The 14,302-nt window shown below is 59.0% G+C and carries 14 protein-coding genes; 5 read left to right on the top strand and 9 right to left on the bottom strand.

The annotated features are described in order from the left end of the window. The first annotated feature begins 54 nt into the window (after positions 1 to 54). From hpf to KDX37_RS06720, 4 genes are read left to right on the top strand one after another with little or no spacing between them, the layout of a single operon-like run. Positions 55 to 363, top strand: coding sequence for a ribosome hibernation-promoting factor, HPF/YfiA family (gene hpf, locus KDX37_RS06735; RefSeq protein WP_024687475.1), 309 nt, complete (start codon positions 55 to 57; stop codon positions 361 to 363). 12 nt (positions 364 to 375) lie between these two features. Further along, entirely contained in the window at positions 376 to 840 is a 465-nt protein-coding gene (gene ptsN, locus KDX37_RS06730) for a PTS IIA-like nitrogen regulatory protein PtsN (protein ID WP_231651900.1), read from the top strand. A gap of 2 nt (positions 841 to 842) precedes the next feature. Continuing rightward, a complete protein-coding gene (gene rapZ, locus KDX37_RS06725; RefSeq protein ID WP_231651899.1) occupies positions 843 to 1,700 on the top strand; it encodes an RNase adapter RapZ in 858 nt (285 codons plus the stop codon). Positions 1,701 to 1,715: 15 nt separating this feature from the next. Then, on the top strand, positions 1,716 to 1,988 hold the full coding sequence (locus KDX37_RS06720) for an HPr family phosphocarrier protein (RefSeq protein ID WP_231651898.1): 273 nt from the start codon (positions 1,716 to 1,718) through the stop codon (positions 1,986 to 1,988). Positions 1,989 to 2,110: 122 nt separating this feature from the next. Here the strand turns inward: KDX37_RS06720 and KDX37_RS06715 are convergent, their stop codons facing one another. From KDX37_RS06715 to pmbA, 6 genes are all read right to left on the bottom strand, one after another. After that, the gene (locus KDX37_RS06715; RefSeq protein ID WP_231651897.1) at positions 2,111 to 2,998 is read right to left on the bottom strand and encodes a ZIP family metal transporter; all 888 of its coding nucleotides are present in this window, start codon (positions 2,996 to 2,998) and stop codon (positions 2,111 to 2,113) included. 27 nt (positions 2,999 to 3,025) lie between these two features. Further along, positions 3,026 to 3,637 carry a superoxide dismutase gene (locus KDX37_RS06710; RefSeq protein WP_231651896.1) on the bottom strand — a complete coding sequence of 204 codons (612 nt, stop codon included), beginning with the start codon at positions 3,635 to 3,637 and terminating at the stop codon, positions 3,026 to 3,028. 2 nt (positions 3,638 to 3,639) lie between these two features. After that, complete coding sequence (locus tag KDX37_RS06705; protein WP_231651895.1) at positions 3,640 to 4,101, bottom strand: DUF2753 domain-containing protein; 462 nt, start codon at positions 4,099 to 4,101, stop codon at positions 3,640 to 3,642. Between the two features lie 31 nt (positions 4,102 to 4,132). Next, the gene (locus KDX37_RS06700; RefSeq protein ID WP_231651894.1) at positions 4,133 to 5,509 is read right to left on the bottom strand and encodes a class II fumarate hydratase; all 1,377 of its coding nucleotides are present in this window, start codon (positions 5,507 to 5,509) and stop codon (positions 4,133 to 4,135) included. Next, positions 5,502 to 5,897, bottom strand: a complete 396-nt coding sequence (locus KDX37_RS06695) for a FagA protein (RefSeq protein ID WP_231651893.1) — start codon at positions 5,895 to 5,897, stop codon at positions 5,502 to 5,504. Before KDX37_RS06695 ends, KDX37_RS06700 begins: the two co-directional genes overlap by 8 nt. A gap of 207 nt (positions 5,898 to 6,104) precedes the next feature. After that, a complete protein-coding gene (pmbA, locus tag KDX37_RS06690; protein ID WP_231651892.1) occupies positions 6,105 to 7,451 on the bottom strand; it encodes a metalloprotease PmbA in 1,347 nt (448 codons plus the stop codon). 107 nt (positions 7,452 to 7,558) lie between these two features. Here pmbA and yjgA point away from each other — a divergent pair, with 107 nt between their 5' ends. Beyond that, positions 7,559 to 8,080, top strand: a complete 522-nt coding sequence (gene yjgA / locus KDX37_RS06685) for a ribosome biogenesis factor YjgA (RefSeq protein ID WP_231651891.1) — start codon at positions 7,559 to 7,561, stop codon at positions 8,078 to 8,080. Positions 8,081 to 8,125: 45 nt separating this feature from the next. Here the strand turns inward: yjgA and tldD are convergent, their stop codons facing one another. The 3 genes from tldD to KDX37_RS06670 are packed head-to-tail and all read right to left on the bottom strand — an operon-like array spanning position 8,126 to position 14,283. Further along, the gene (gene tldD, locus KDX37_RS06680) at positions 8,126 to 9,565 is read right to left on the bottom strand and encodes a metalloprotease TldD (protein WP_231651890.1); all 1,440 of its coding nucleotides are present in this window, start codon (positions 9,563 to 9,565) and stop codon (positions 8,126 to 8,128) included. Between the two features lie 2 nt (positions 9,566 to 9,567). After that, positions 9,568 to 10,413 (bottom strand): carbon-nitrogen hydrolase family protein, encoded by an 846-nt coding sequence (locus tag KDX37_RS06675; protein WP_231651889.1) that lies wholly within the window; start codon positions 10,411 to 10,413, stop codon positions 9,568 to 9,570. Positions 10,414 to 10,461: 48 nt separating this feature from the next. After that, entirely contained in the window at positions 10,462 to 14,283 is a 3,822-nt protein-coding gene (locus KDX37_RS06670; RefSeq protein WP_231651888.1) for a YhdP family protein, read from the bottom strand. Between the last annotated feature and the right edge of the window lie 19 nt (positions 14,284 to 14,302).

Genomic DNA, 14,302 nt, shown 5'->3' with positions numbered 1-14,302 from the left:
CCAGTGGCAGGCGCCACGCCTGCCTCTTTATGCACTGGCAAAGGAGAAAGCTGTATGCAAGTGAACATCAGTGGACACCAACTGGAAGTGACCAAACCCCTTCGTGAATACGTTGAGCTCAAACTCAAGAAGCTCGAGGGGCACTTTGACAAGATTACAAATGTGCAGGTCACGATGGCGGTCGAGAAGCTGAAACAGAAGATCGAAGCCACGCTGCATATCCACGGTGGGGAGGTTGTTGCCAATGCCGAGCATGATGACATGTACGCTGCGATTGACCTGCTCACTGACAAGCTGGACAGACAATTGCTCAAGCATAAGGAAAAGCAGCAAAGCATCCTCAAGGGTGCAACCGCTCGCTAAACACGCATCCACATGATCCGAATTGAAAATATCCTGACCCCCGGCCGTTCCGTTGTGAACGTGCCGGGCGGCAGTAAAAAACGCGTCCTCGAACAAATTGCCAGACTGATCGGTGAGCAAGTACCGGGCATGGATCAGCAGGCAGTGTTCGAAAGCCTTGTTGCACGCGAAAAACTGGGATCAACCGGTTTTGGCAACGGCATTGCGATTCCCCATTGCCGTTTCCCTGCCTGCAGCGAGCCTGTCAGCGCAGTGGTTCATCTCGATTCACCTGTAGATTTCGATGCCATCGATGGTGCCCCCGTCGACCTGCTGTTCGTTCTGCTGGTTCCGGAAGCCGCCACTGACGCACACCTTGAATTGCTGCGCCAGATCGCCAGCATGCTCGACCGCGCCGACGTGCGTGAACGCCTACGCAGTGCCAAAAGCGGTGAAGCGCTTTATCAAGTGGTGCTGGACGTACAGAACGGTCACTGATCATGCGCATGATCATCGTCAGCGGCCGGTCAGGCTCAGGCAAGAGCACCGCGCTCGACGTGCTTGAGGACAACGGCTTCTATTGTGTCGACAACCTGCCGGCAGGCCTGCTGCCCGAACTCGCCGAGCGCGCCCTGATCAACACTGAGCTGGCAGAGCCGTTGCTGGCCGTGTCCATAGACGCACGAAACCTGCCGAGCCACCTGACACGCTTTCCGTTGATGCTCGACGAGGTCCGCTCGCGCAATATCCAGTGTGATGTGCTCTATCTGGATGCCGACGAGGCCACCCTGCTCAAACGCTTCTCCGAGACAAGGCGGCGTCATCCGCTGAGCACTGCAGACCGCTCGCTTGCAGAAGCCATTCGCGACGAGACCGCATTGCTCGGCCCGATCATCGATCTGGCCGACCTGAAGATCAATACGACTCACCTCAATCTGTATCAGTTACGAGATGCACTCAAGCTGCGGTTGCTGAACAAACCCGAGCCTGGCACTGCATTTCTGGTCGAATCGTTCGGATTCAAGCGCGGCATGCCAGTCGATGCCGACGTGGTGTTCGACGTGCGCTGTCTGCCCAACCCCTACTGGAAGCCGGAACTGCGTGACCATTCGGGACTCGAAGAGCCCGTGATCGAATACCTCGCAGCGCAGCCCGACGTCGAAGAGATGTTTCAGGACATATTCTCCTACCTCAACAAATGGCTGCCCCGTTTCGCTGCCAGCAATCGCTCCTACGTAACTATCGCCATTGGCTGCACAGGCGGGCATCATCGGTCTGTATACCTGACAGAACGATTGGGTCGGGTCTTGCAACAATCACTCAAGAACGTTCAGGTTCGCCACCGCGACCTCAGCTGAAGGACTTCCACTGCGATGCCCGCTCGTCAAATCACCATCATCAATAAACTGGGCTTGCATGCCCGCGCAGCCGCCAAGTTCGTTGGCGTCGCAGGCAAATTCCCCTGCCAGATCAGGGTCGGCCGTTCGGTGGACACCATGGTCGATGGCAAAAGCATCATGGCCGTGATGATGCTGGCGGCTGGCAAAGGCACCGAAATCCATCTTTCGACCGAAGGTGAACAGGAGCAGGACGCTCTGGACGGTCTGGTTGAACTGATCAACAACAAATTCGACGAGGGCGAGTGATACGTCAAGCCAAACACTGAGCGCCTCCGTGCCTTGATGTTTCTACCAAAGGCCATCCACCGAGCAAGCATGAAGGCCAGCTTGAAGCGTGCTTCGACTCACCTCCTCCTGCGCAACACGCTTCACACCAGCGCAGTATCCATCACCATCATCAGGCAGAAACCTGAGATCAGGCCCAGACTGGCAATTTTTTTATGGCCGTTGAGGCGTGATTCGGGAATGATTTCGTGGGTGACAACCAACAACATCGCACCCGCAGCCAGTGCCAGCCCAAACGGCAGCAGAGGCTCGGCGATCGCGACCAGCCAGGCGCCCAGCAGGGCAAACACAGGTTCGACGAGACCTGATGCCGCACCGATCAGAAATGCCTTGACCCGTGACATGCCGGCCCCCGCCAGCACCATCGCGATAACCAACCCTTCTGGGACGTCCTGCAAGGCGATGCCGATGGCCAGACTGTCCGCCTCCGACAATCCGCCGCCAGCTGAAACACCGATGGCCATGCCCTCAGGGATGTTGTGAGCCACGATGGCAATCACGAACAGCCAGATACGTGGAGCAATCGTGTGGACGTCAAACGGCGCACTCGAGGGCGTACCTCGGGACACACCGTAATCCACCGCGATCAATCCAAGCGCACCCAACGCAATGCCCACACTGATCAAGCCACCCGCACCCCATGGGGACAAACCCAGACCTTCGGCCGCATCAAGCCCTGGCACAATCAGCGAGAATGCCGTCGCGGCCAACATGACGCCAGCGCCGAAACCCAGTAGCCCGTCGGACACCATGACCGGCATGTTGCGAATCACCAGCACGGGCACTGCCCCGAGCGCAGTCCCCAAGGCACAGATAGCGCCGCCCTCAAGCGCACGCAAAAGTCGAGGCTCGAGGCTAAGCCATTCAAGACCTTCAGCCACCAGTAACGCCATACCCGCCAACAGCAGCACGGTCCCTACTGCCAGACGAAACAACCGCACACTGCTGATCGCGAGTATTTCAGAACGCATAAGTCGCCTTGGATCGGTTAGTAAGAATCACGCCGTAGCGGCTTGATAACGTCGCGACACTTCATCCCAGTTGACGACGTTGTAGAACGCATTGATGTATTCAGGACGGCGGTTCTGGTAGCGCAGGTAATAAGCATGCTCCCACACATCCAGCCCCAGGATGGGTGTGTTGCCATTCATCAGGGGACTGTCCTGGTTGCCACTGCTCTCCACCACCAGCTTTTTCTCCGGAGTGACGCTCAACCAGGCCCAGCCGCTGCCGAAGCGGGTCAGCGCCGCCTTGGTGAAGGCATCCTTGAAACTGTCAAAGCCGCCCAGTTGCTCATCAATCGCTTTGGCAATCTCGCCCTTGGGCAGGCCGCCACCGCCGGGCACCATGACCTCCCAGAACAGCGAATGGTTGGCATGGCCGCCACCTTGATTGATCACCGCAGCACGCAATTTTTCCGGGAGCTGGTTGACGCTGGCAACCAGCTTTTCGATCGGCCACTCGGCAAACTCGGTGCCCTCAACGGCCGCATTCAGGTTGTTGATGTAGGTCTGGTGGTGTTTCGTGTAATGGATTTCCATGGTTTGCGCGTCGATGTGCGGTTCCAGGGCATCGTAGGCATAAGGCAACGCAGGCAAGGTATAAGGCATTTTCAATGTGCTCCGTAGAAGAGGCCAGGAGTGGCAGTCGAATTGCGTTGCAACGACGAACGCGTATGTTCGCCGCTGCTGTTCAGCAATCGATGAGTGCGGGGGTATTCGCCGTGTTCGCTGATGAAATTCAACAGCTCGGCGTAAGTTTTACTGCTGTGGCGCAGCGCTGCTTCACGCAGAGGTGGCGGTAGACGCTGGTCCTGCATGGTCTGCAGCAAATGCTGATGCACGGCGCACAGGTATTCGGCGCTTTCTTCCGGCTGACCCAGACTCAGGTGCAGGTCGGCCAGGTTATGGTGAGAAATCACAAAGGCGGCGACGGCCTCGTCAACGTCCGCCCAGCGCTCGAATAACACTTGCGCCAGCGCCAACGCCTGAAGGTACAGCTCGCGGGCTTCAACCCATTCACCTAGATTGAAACAGCGATTGGCCTGTTCAATGGTGCGTTTCCAATGCTGCATGACCTACCTCCAGATGCGTTGGCTGACTGGATCAAATACCGCCAGCGGTGAGTTTTTCAGGGTTGAGCAGCACCTCGAGCTCGCTGCGCTGCAAGTCGGTGTGTTCCAGCGCCACGTCTATCACCGGACGACCGTCCTGATAGGCTTTCTTGGCGATTTCGGCGGCTTTCTGGTAGCCGATGATCGGGTTGAGCGCGGTGACCAGAATCGGATTGCGCGACAGTGCTTCCTTGAGCTTGGCTTCGTTGACCTTGAAGCTGGCAATCGCCTTGTCGGCCAGCAGTCGACTGGCGTTGGCCAGGAGTTCGATGCTGCTGAGCAGGTTCTGGGCGATGATGGGCAACATCACGTTCAGCTCGAAGTTGCCGGACTGCCCTGCGACAGTGATGGTCGCGTCGTTGCCAATCACTTGCGCCGCCACCATGGCAGTGGCTTCCGGAATCACCGGATTGACCTTGCCGGGCATGATTGATGAGCCGGGCTGCAGCGCTTCGAGTTCGATTTCCCCCAGACCTGCCAACGGGCCGGAATTCATCCAGCGCAGGTCATTGGCAATCTTCATCAGCGACACGGCCGTGGCCTTGAGCTGACCGGAAACCGCCACAGCCGTGTCTTGCGAGCCGATCAGCGCGAACAGGTCCTTGCCCTGCACGAATTGCACACCAGTCAGCGCACTCAGGTGGGCGCTGAAGCGGGCAGCGAATTGCGGATGCGCATTGATCCCGGTGCCGACTGCAGTACCGCCCTGCGCCAATGCCTGGAGGCTCGGCTGCAACGCTTGCAGGTGCTCGACGTTGGCGCGAATTTGCTGGGACCAGCCGTTGAGCACTTGGCTCATGCGCACCGGCATGGCGTCCATCAAATGCGTGCGACCGGTTTTGACGTAGGCGTGCACCTGCCCGGCCTTTTGCTCAGTGACCTGGACCAGATGGGAAAGAGCGGGAAGCAGTTGCTCATGCAGCGCCAGTGCGGCGCTGACGTGGATAGTGGTCGGGATGATGTCGTTGCTGCTCTGGCCGCAATTGACGTGATCGTTGGGGTTTACCGCTTCGCCCAGCACCCGTGAGGCGAGTGTGGCAATCACCTCATTGGCGTTCATGTTGGTGCTGGTGCCAGAACCGGTCTGAAAGATGTCCACCGGAAAGTGCGTCATGTAATCGCTGGAAATCAGCTCATTCACTGCGCTGACAATGGCCTTGCTCTGCCCTTCACTGATCTGTTCCAGCTCAAGGTTTGCATGGGCGGCGGCTGCCTTGGCCAGCAACAGGGCACGGATGAATTGCCTGGGCATGCGCTGGTGGCTGATTGGAAAGTTATCCACCGCCCGCTGCGTCTGTGCGCCATATAGGGCCTCGGCTGGCACCTGCAGTGGCCCCATGCTGTCGCGTTCGATACGGGTATTACTCATCGCAATGTCCTTGCACCAGTTCAGAAAGAGAAATCGAAGGCTGCAAAATGCAAAAAGCCAGTTGATGCACGCAGCCTTCCCAGCGTCGACGCCTGGCAGGTGACGAAGCCAGCGCCTCGATATCACGCAGCGGGCGCCACGCCTGATCCAGGCACAGACAACGCCAGTGCCATGGCAGGACGGTGTCGCGTGCGCTGTCCATCAACAGGCGAAATGAGGTTTCAGCGATCATGGCCTGCGGCGTGGCCGTAAAACGAGCCAGATAACGCCCCTCGGCAAGGTAGTGCTCGATCACACGCGGTTCGTCCGGATCGAGCGCACAGCGAATCCTCAGGCCAAGCCCACGCCAGTTTTCAAGGTAAGGCAGCTCTTGCAGAACAGATCCCATGACCGCATCTCAATTATGAAATGAGATTCATTATTGAATGAGATCAAGAATCAAAACAAGCCTGGAGTTTGATTTAAGGCCGGACGGCGCTTTGGGAAGGGAAAGCAGGAGGGTGGTGCGAGGTTGAGTCAGGGCGCGCATCTTGAAGCGACGCCCTCCCCTCCGCGAACTCGTTCGCGAAGAGGATGACACGTGTGTCGGCGAGAATCAGCTGCCCGCGACAGTCATACGCTCGATCAGTACCGAGCCTGTACGAATGTTGCTGCGCAGTTCCAGGTCACTGCCTACGGCGATGATCTGCTTGAACATGTCACGCATGTTGCCGGCAATCGTCACTTCCTGAACGGGGAACTGGATCTCGCCGTTCTCGACCCAGAAACCCGCTGCGCCGCGCGAGTAATCGCCAGTCACCATGTTCAGCCCGCTACCCATCAACTCGGTGACCAAGAGACCTCGGCCCATGCGTTTGATCAACGCAGCCTGGTCTTCCGTGCCGTGCGTGACGAAAAGGTTGTGTACGCCACCAGCATTGGCCGTGCTCGGCATGCCCAGCTTGCGCCCGGAATAGGTGCTCAACACGTAAGAAACCAGATCACCATTTGCCACGAAGGGCTTGGCGTAGGTGGCCAGACCGTCGCTGTCGAACGCGGAACTGCCCATGGCACGCATCAGGTGTGGACGCTCGTCGATGGTCATCCACTCGGGGAAAAGCCGCTGGCCCATCGTTCCTTCCAGGAACGACGACTTGCGATACAGGTTGCCGCCGGAAATCGCACCCAGGAAACTGCCGAACAAACCGCCCGCCAGCTCGGCGGCGAACAGCACCGGCACCTCACAGGTCGGTACGGGACGCGCCCCCAGACGGCTGGCTGCTCGCAGTGCGGCCTTGTGTCCGATGCTCTGCGCATCAGCCAGCAGCTGGCCCTGACGATTGACGTCATACCAGTAATCGCGCTGCATCTGGCCTTCGCCTTCAGCAATCATCACGCAACTTAGGCTGTGCCGAGTCGAGGCATAACCACCGATGAAGCCATTGCTGTTGCCGTATACCCGGCAACCCTGATGGGTGTTGAGGGTGGTACCGTCGGCGTTTTTGATGCGCGGGTCGGCATCAAAAGCTGCCGCTTCGCAGATCAACGCTTTTTCGATGGCTTGTTCAGGCGTTATGTCCCACGCGTGGTAAAGGTCGAAATCCATGGTTTCGGTGGCCATCAATGCCGCGTCCGCCAGACCTGAACTCTCGTCCTCGGACGTGTGCTCGGCAATCGCCAGCGCAGCAGCGACCGTTTCACGAATGGCATCCGCGCCGGTAGCCGATGTGCTGGCCGAGCCCTTGCGTTTACCCTTGTACAGCGTGATGCCGAACCCTTGGTCGCGGTTGAATTCGACCGTTTCGACTTCACGCTGACGCACCGATGTCGACAGCCCCTGCTCCAGGGATACAGCGACTTCACAGGCGCTGGCGCCTTGGCGACGGGCTTCGGCGATGATCTGCTCAACCTGTTCCTGCAGCTCGGGCAAGGCCTGTGGGCCAACGCTTTGGGTTGCACTCATGACTTTCTCCATCAAATTCTGCTTTCGGCACAGGCCGAATACCGACCGGGCCGGACAAGCGGCCCCCGACTGGTTATCATGGCGGCGTTTCTTAGCGGACTGCCCCCATGGTTGATTCTTACGACGACTCCCTCGACGGGGAGAAAAGCAAAACCCAGGTCAAACGAGAGCTGCATGCTCTGGTCGACCTCGGCGAGCGACTGACGACACTCAAAGCCGATGTACTGGCCAAGCTGCCGTTGACCGATGCGCTGCGCAAGGCCCTGGCCGAAGCGCCCAAGCACACGGCCAACATTGCGCGAAAACGGCACATTCTGTTCATTGGCAAGCTGATGCGCGATCAGGACCAGGAAGCCATTCTGGTTTTGCTGGACCAACTCGATGCCTCCACTCGCCAATACAATGAACGCTTCCATAACCTGGAGCGCTGGCGTGATCGCCTGATCGCGGGCGATGACAGCGACCTTGAAAAGTTCGTCATCGAATACCCCGATGCCGATCGCCAGCAACTGCGTTCGTTGATCCGTCAGGCTCAACACGAAGTTGCACGCAACAAACCGCCGGCCACCAGCCGCAAAATCTTCAAATACATCCGTGAGCTGGACGAGATACAACGCGGTCTGCGTTGATCCTGGCCAAGGGGCTGACTGCAAGCAGCCAGCCCCGGCTCATTCTCAATTGCCTGTGCCACCCACGGTGATCGCGTCGATCTTCAGCGTCGGCTGACCCACGCCAACCGGCACGGACTGGCCGTCTTTACCGCATGTACCGACACCGCTGTCCAGCGACAGATCATTACCCACCATCGAAACCCGGCTCATCGCTTCAGGCCCGTTGCCGATCAAAGTCGCGCCTTTGACAGGTGCGGTGATCTTGCCGTCTTCGATCAGGTAAGCCTCACTGGTCGAGAACACGAATTTGCCGCTGGTGATGTCCACCTGACCGCCGCCCAGATTGGCGCAGTAGATGCCTCTTTTCACCGAAGCAATGATTTCCTGCGGGTCGCTCTGGCCACCCAGCATGTAGGTGTTGGTCATGCGTGGCATCGGCAGATGGGCGTAGGACTCGCGACGCCCGTTGCCGGTGCGCGCAACACCCATCAGACGCGCGTTCAACTTGTCCTGCATGTAACCCTTCAGCACGCCGTTTTCGATCAGCGTGGTGCATTCGGTCGGCGTGCCTTCGTCATCGACGCTCAGCGAGCCACGGCGGCCTGCGAGCGTGCCGTCATCGACAATGGTGCACAACTTGGACGCAACCATCTCGCCCATGCGTCCGCTGTAAGCCGAACTGCCCTTGCGGTTGAAGTCACCTTCAAGGCCGTGACCGACAGCCTCGTGCAGCAGGACACCGGACCAGCCCGAACCCAACACAACCGGCAAGGTGCCAGCCGGGGCAGGAATCGCTTCGAGGTTGACGAGCGCCTGACGCAACGCTTCACGGGCATAGCCCATGGCACGGTCATCAGTCAGAAAATAGCGATAGTCGGTACGGCCACCGCCGCCGTGGCCGCCACGTTCACGACGACCGTTCTGCTCAACGATCACGCTGACATTGAAGCGCACCAAGGGGCGTACATCAGCGGCCAGGCTGCCATCAGCGGCGGCCACCAGAATACGCTCCCAGACACCGGCCATGCTCACCGAGACTTGCTGGATCCGGGAATCCAGAGCACGGGTCGCCACATCGATGCGCTTGAGCAATTCGACCTTTTCGGCACGGCTCAGCACTTCGAGGGGGTTATCGGGGGCATAGAGCTGAGCCACGTCCTGCGCGGTAAACGCCTGGACAGTGCCGTTCTGGCCTGCGCGAGAAATAGAGCGCGCCGCACGTGCGGCCGAACTCAGCGCCTCGGCATTGATTGCGTTGCTGTAGGCAAAGCCAGTCTTCTCGCCCGACTGAGCACGCACACCCACGCCCTGATCAAGATTGAAGCTGCCTTCCTTGACGATGCCGTCTTCGAGCGACCAGGACTCGGAGATCATCCCCTGAAAGTAGAGGTCAGCGGCATCAATCCCTGGCCCGGCAAGTTCGCCGAGTACCGATTGCAGGCTGTCGAGGCTCAGGCCACCGGGCGCCAGAAGGTGTTCACTGACTGAGGACAGATCACTCATATTCACTCCGAAGCAGGCCGCACGGCGTCCTGCGAAAAAAAGCGCCGGTGACTGGACACCGGCATCCGCGCCCGTATGGACGCCTGTTCTTCATTGTCGCGTGTGGCCAGCAACACGGCTTCACCCTGTGCCTGCTGTGCCAGTACGCGGCCCCATGGATCAACGATGGCCGCGTGTCCGTAAGTCTCGCGCGGGCCTGGATGAACCCCGCCTTGTGCCGCCGCCAGCAAATAACACTGGGTTTCGATAGCGCGTGCCCGGACCAGAATGTCCCAATGGGCAGCGCCGGTGACTGAGGTAAACGCTGACGGCGCGGTAATCAGTTCGGCGCCCGCTTCGCGCAGCGCCGTGTACAGTTCGGGGAAACGCAGGTCATAGCAGACAGTCAGCCCCAGACGCCCCACCGGTGTGTCGACCACCACCACGTTGTTGCCGTGAGCATAGTCATCCGATTCACGGTAGCGGCCCCGATTGTCCGTGACGTCTACATCGAACAGGTGCAGCTTGTCGTAACGCCCAACCTGCTCACCTTGATCATCGATCAATAACGAACAAGCGGTCACTTTGCCTTCGGGCTGACCATCAGGAGGCAACGGCAATGTTCCGCCAACAATCCATAACTTGAGGTCGCGGGCGACCAGTTTCAACCATGGAATGATCGGACCTTGCCCCAAAGCTTCGGCCCGACCGATATCTGCAACATCGCGACGCCCCATGGCAGCGAAGTTTTCAGGCAGCACCGCAAGCCTGGCGCCGCTCTCGGCCGCCTGTTCCAGCAATGCGCGCGCACGGGCCAGATTGCCTGCGACATCGCTCTGACTGACCATTTGAATTACAGCAAGAGACATGGCAACCCTTTCCTGAATGACCGGGTTACCACTGTACTCCATGGCGCGCTATTGAGGCTTTTCAAAAGGCTTGTCGAAGGTGATCTTCGGATCCTTCCAGGACCCTTCGACTTTGTACTGCACGCTGGCAAAGCGCGCGATCTTGTCACCCAGCAGCTTGTCGACCAGAAACAACGCGCCGCCAATTGCTGGCGCTCCGACGATCAGGGCTGCAATGGGCAGGTTATTGGTCACCGGCAAGGTCACCAGCACCTTGGCATCGACACGATCACGGACCATGTCGAGGGTGCCGTTGAGCTCAAGATTGCTGGAAGGGCCTGTCAGGGTTATCGGATTACGGGTTACATAGACGCCATCGCTGGCCACCAGCAGACCTTTGACCCGGTCATAGCTCAAGCCTTTGCCCAGCAGGTCGGAGAAGTCCAGCCGCAGTCGGCGCCCGATCGAGTTGAAGTTCAGCAGCCCGAACACTCTCAAGGCCTGAGCTCCGCCCTCGACCTCGACGAATTGACCCCTGCGCAAGGTAGCGTCAAGACTCCCGGAGTAGCGCTTGAGCCCGACCCAGGCAGGCGAGCCCGGCCAGCGGCCGTCCACGCTCAGCTCAAAGCTTTCGCTGGTGACTGTGGGCGCGAAATTCCAGGCCTTCAACACGTCCGCCAGGTTCTTGCCTGCAAGATTTCCTTTGAACCAACTGCTGCTGGCACCTGCCGCTCCCTCCCAGGCACCTTCACCTTCCAGCAGAATGCCTTTCAGACCCAGACTGATATCCGACAAGCGCATGCCCGTCGCAGTCGGACGAACCTTCAGCGCCCAGGCCCCCAGTAATTGTTCGCCCTGAAACAGCTGAGCAATCTTGATATCCAGTGCCGGAATCTTGCCAGGGTCGACATCAGCAAGCGGATCGGGCGCGTTCTCCACGACTGTTGCGTTAGGATCAGGTGCGGGAAGGCGCACGTACAGCATGTTGATGCCGATGGGCGCGGACTTGGCATCAGGCAATGAAGCAGTGCCCTTGGCAATCGCACTGTCTAGCGACAACGCCCATGCGGCGGCGTTACGCTGCAACTGCACACGGACGTCATCCAGCGTCGTGCCCATGGCGGTGAGCTTGCCAATCTGCAGATCAACGCTGTTGAGCAATTGCTTGGCGCTACCGCCTGGATCATTGCCTGCGTAACGCTCGGCAATCGCCTGCCAGGGTGCAACGTCCAATTCAGTCAGACTACCGCGCACTCGCAGCCCTTTGGCATCAGGCACGATTGCACCGCCCTGCCCCAGGTACAGCTCGCCACGTCCGTCTTCGACTTTGCCGCCCGGTGCAGAAAATGCCAGATTGGCCAGGTCGCCGTAAGCGGCGCCAAAGCGTCGCTCGGCACCCTGCAAGGTCATGCGGAACTCGCTCGGTCGATCCTGCTCGGCAGTTTTGCCGAAAGGCGCCGGCAGATCGATTGCAACGCCTTTCAAGGGCGAAGTGATCAGCAGTGGACTGTCCTTGTCATCCAGCGTGAGCTGAAGTTGAAAGGGCATGTCACCCGACACGGGCAGCGCCTGCTTCACGCTCAGCCAATCGGTCAGTCTTTTGATTGTGATCTGGCCATTCGCGACAATCCGGGTCACGTTGGCGCCTGGCTTGCCTTCAGCGGCAATTTCCGCCGTTACCGGTCGATCAAATGCCTGGGCCCGGACCCCTTTACCGCTCAGACCGCTGGCATTGTCGAACCGAAAATCGCCTTTGAGCTGCGTCAGATCAAGTACCGGATCGGCCAGCTTCAAGCGTGCATTCTGCGTGCTGAAATCCACGACAATCTTCGGCTCAACACTCTTTGCCAACGGTATGTCCAGCTTCAACTTGCCATCCAGCGGACCATCGCCTTGCCAACCGGCAAACGTTTCAGCTGTACCAATCGGTGCCTGCTGAAGGATTTTCAGGCCATCGCCCAGGCTGCCCGAAAAATTGCCGTCCACCAGCAAGTGACTGACCGTGCCGCTGGGCACATGCGGAATGTTGACCAGTACATTACTGACCTGGGTGTTCAGCAGTTGACCTTTGCTGGCCTTGACACGCACACCGCTGTTCTCGACGTAAACCTTGCCATCAACGCCAGTCAGCGAAGGCCAGCCCGGCTGGAACGCGAGCGTTGCATTGCTGACATCGAAAAACAGGCTGATGACGCGCGCAGTGTCGGGCGAACCCTTGTTGAGCGAACCCTGATACTGGAAGAAACCCTGTTTGACCGCGCCACTGACCACCGCCGTTCGTAACCAATGGTCAAGCTCGGGACTCAGTACAGCAGGCAGATACTTGCCGGTGTAACGACCATCGCCGTCGACCATGCCGACCCGCAGGTCCATGTAATCCTCCTGGCCAAGGTCGTGGTTGAGGTGGATACGGATCAGGAAGTCTGCGGCGATCCTGCCTTCGTCGCCCAACACTTTGATGTACGGCGCGATGAGCGTGAACGCCTGATCATCGAGCTTCCAGGTCAGGCGTGCATTGGCTTTCTGATAGCGCCACGGCTTGGTGAATATCGGGTCCAGGTGCAACATGAAATCGGTGGTATCCAGACGCAACTCGCCCTGCCCCAGATCGCCGCTGATCACACCACTGACATTCGCTGCTGCGGGCGCGCCGTGATAAGCATTGAAACCCACATTGCTCAGGTTGGCGGCAAAGCCGAGTCGCTTGTCACCTGCAGCCTGTGGACGGTAATCAACGAGCACATTACGCAGTCCACCGGTGACCTTGAGCCCGTCGACGACCGCCATCAGGCTGTCCGGGAGGGGTGCGAAGGAATCGATCAGCGGCGTCAGTGGTGTCAGATCAAGACGGTCGGCCTGGATGTGCCACAGCTCTTCCTGATCGCTGGTCGCAGCCGTCTGCGTGACCTGCATCCGGCTTTCCCAACGCGTCTTGCCCAGACTCATCGCCAGCGAATCAAGCGTCAGTTCGACACCGCTGTCAGTCCGCTTGAACCAGGCATTGAGCGCCAGGTTTTCGATGGTCGACGGTTTGCGTGCAGCGTACACGCCACGAATTTCAGGGGCATTCAGGCGAGCCACAGCGCTCTGCACAGCTCCCTTGCCCCAAGTCAACCAGAACTCGCCGCCCGCTTGCAGTGCCGATACGGTCCACTCCCGGGTCAGACTCTTGGGCAGCCATTTGGCCCAGTCGCTTTGCGGCAGACTGGCATACAGGTCTGCTTCGCCGTTTTTCCACTGACTCGCCTCGATACGCGTACGCAGGTTCAGTGCCAAAGGCTGGCCATCGGGCAATGTCATGCGTACGTCCAGGCGCTGGTGATAGCGACCTGTGGCAAGGCTGAGGTTGACGTAGGTCAGCGTCAGGGGAGATTCATTGAAGGGTTGTAAAGTGACCTGGCTGTTGAGTAATGAAAGGCGCGAAAACATCTGCATACGATTGAGCAACTGCTCAGGGTCGACAGGGCTGTCGTCGTTGGTCGGCAGTCCCTCAGCCGCCCACTTTCCGTCTGCATCCTGCTTGACGATCACCTGCAGACCACTGACTTCGAGGTGCGAGAGTCGAATATCCCTGGCCAGCAGACTTTCCCAGATATCCGGGACTACCCGGACGTTGTCCAGACGCAATGCGTTACTGCCCTCACCCACCATGACGTCGTGTGCCACGAAAACCGGTGAAAAGCCGCTCCAGCTACCTTCAAGTCTGCCGATGCTGATGGGCAGTTTCAGCGCGGTGCTGGCCCTGGTTTCCACATCGACACGGTATTCGGCGACCATCGGCGTCAATTGACGACCGACACTGACGTAAAGCGCTGCAACGACCACAACCAGCGCGCAAAGACTCAGGCCCCAGCGGGTGGTGGTGGCGACGGCACGAGGAAGACGTTCCATATCAGGACGCCTCCCACAG

The sequence above is a fragment of the Pseudomonas californiensis genome, assembly GCF_021147775.1.
Taxonomy (GTDB): domain Bacteria; phylum Pseudomonadota; class Gammaproteobacteria; order Pseudomonadales; family Pseudomonadaceae; genus Aquipseudomonas; species Aquipseudomonas californiensis.
The sequence above is the reverse complement of the archived record's forward strand: the minus strand, read 5'-3'. Positions and strand labels throughout refer to the sequence as shown.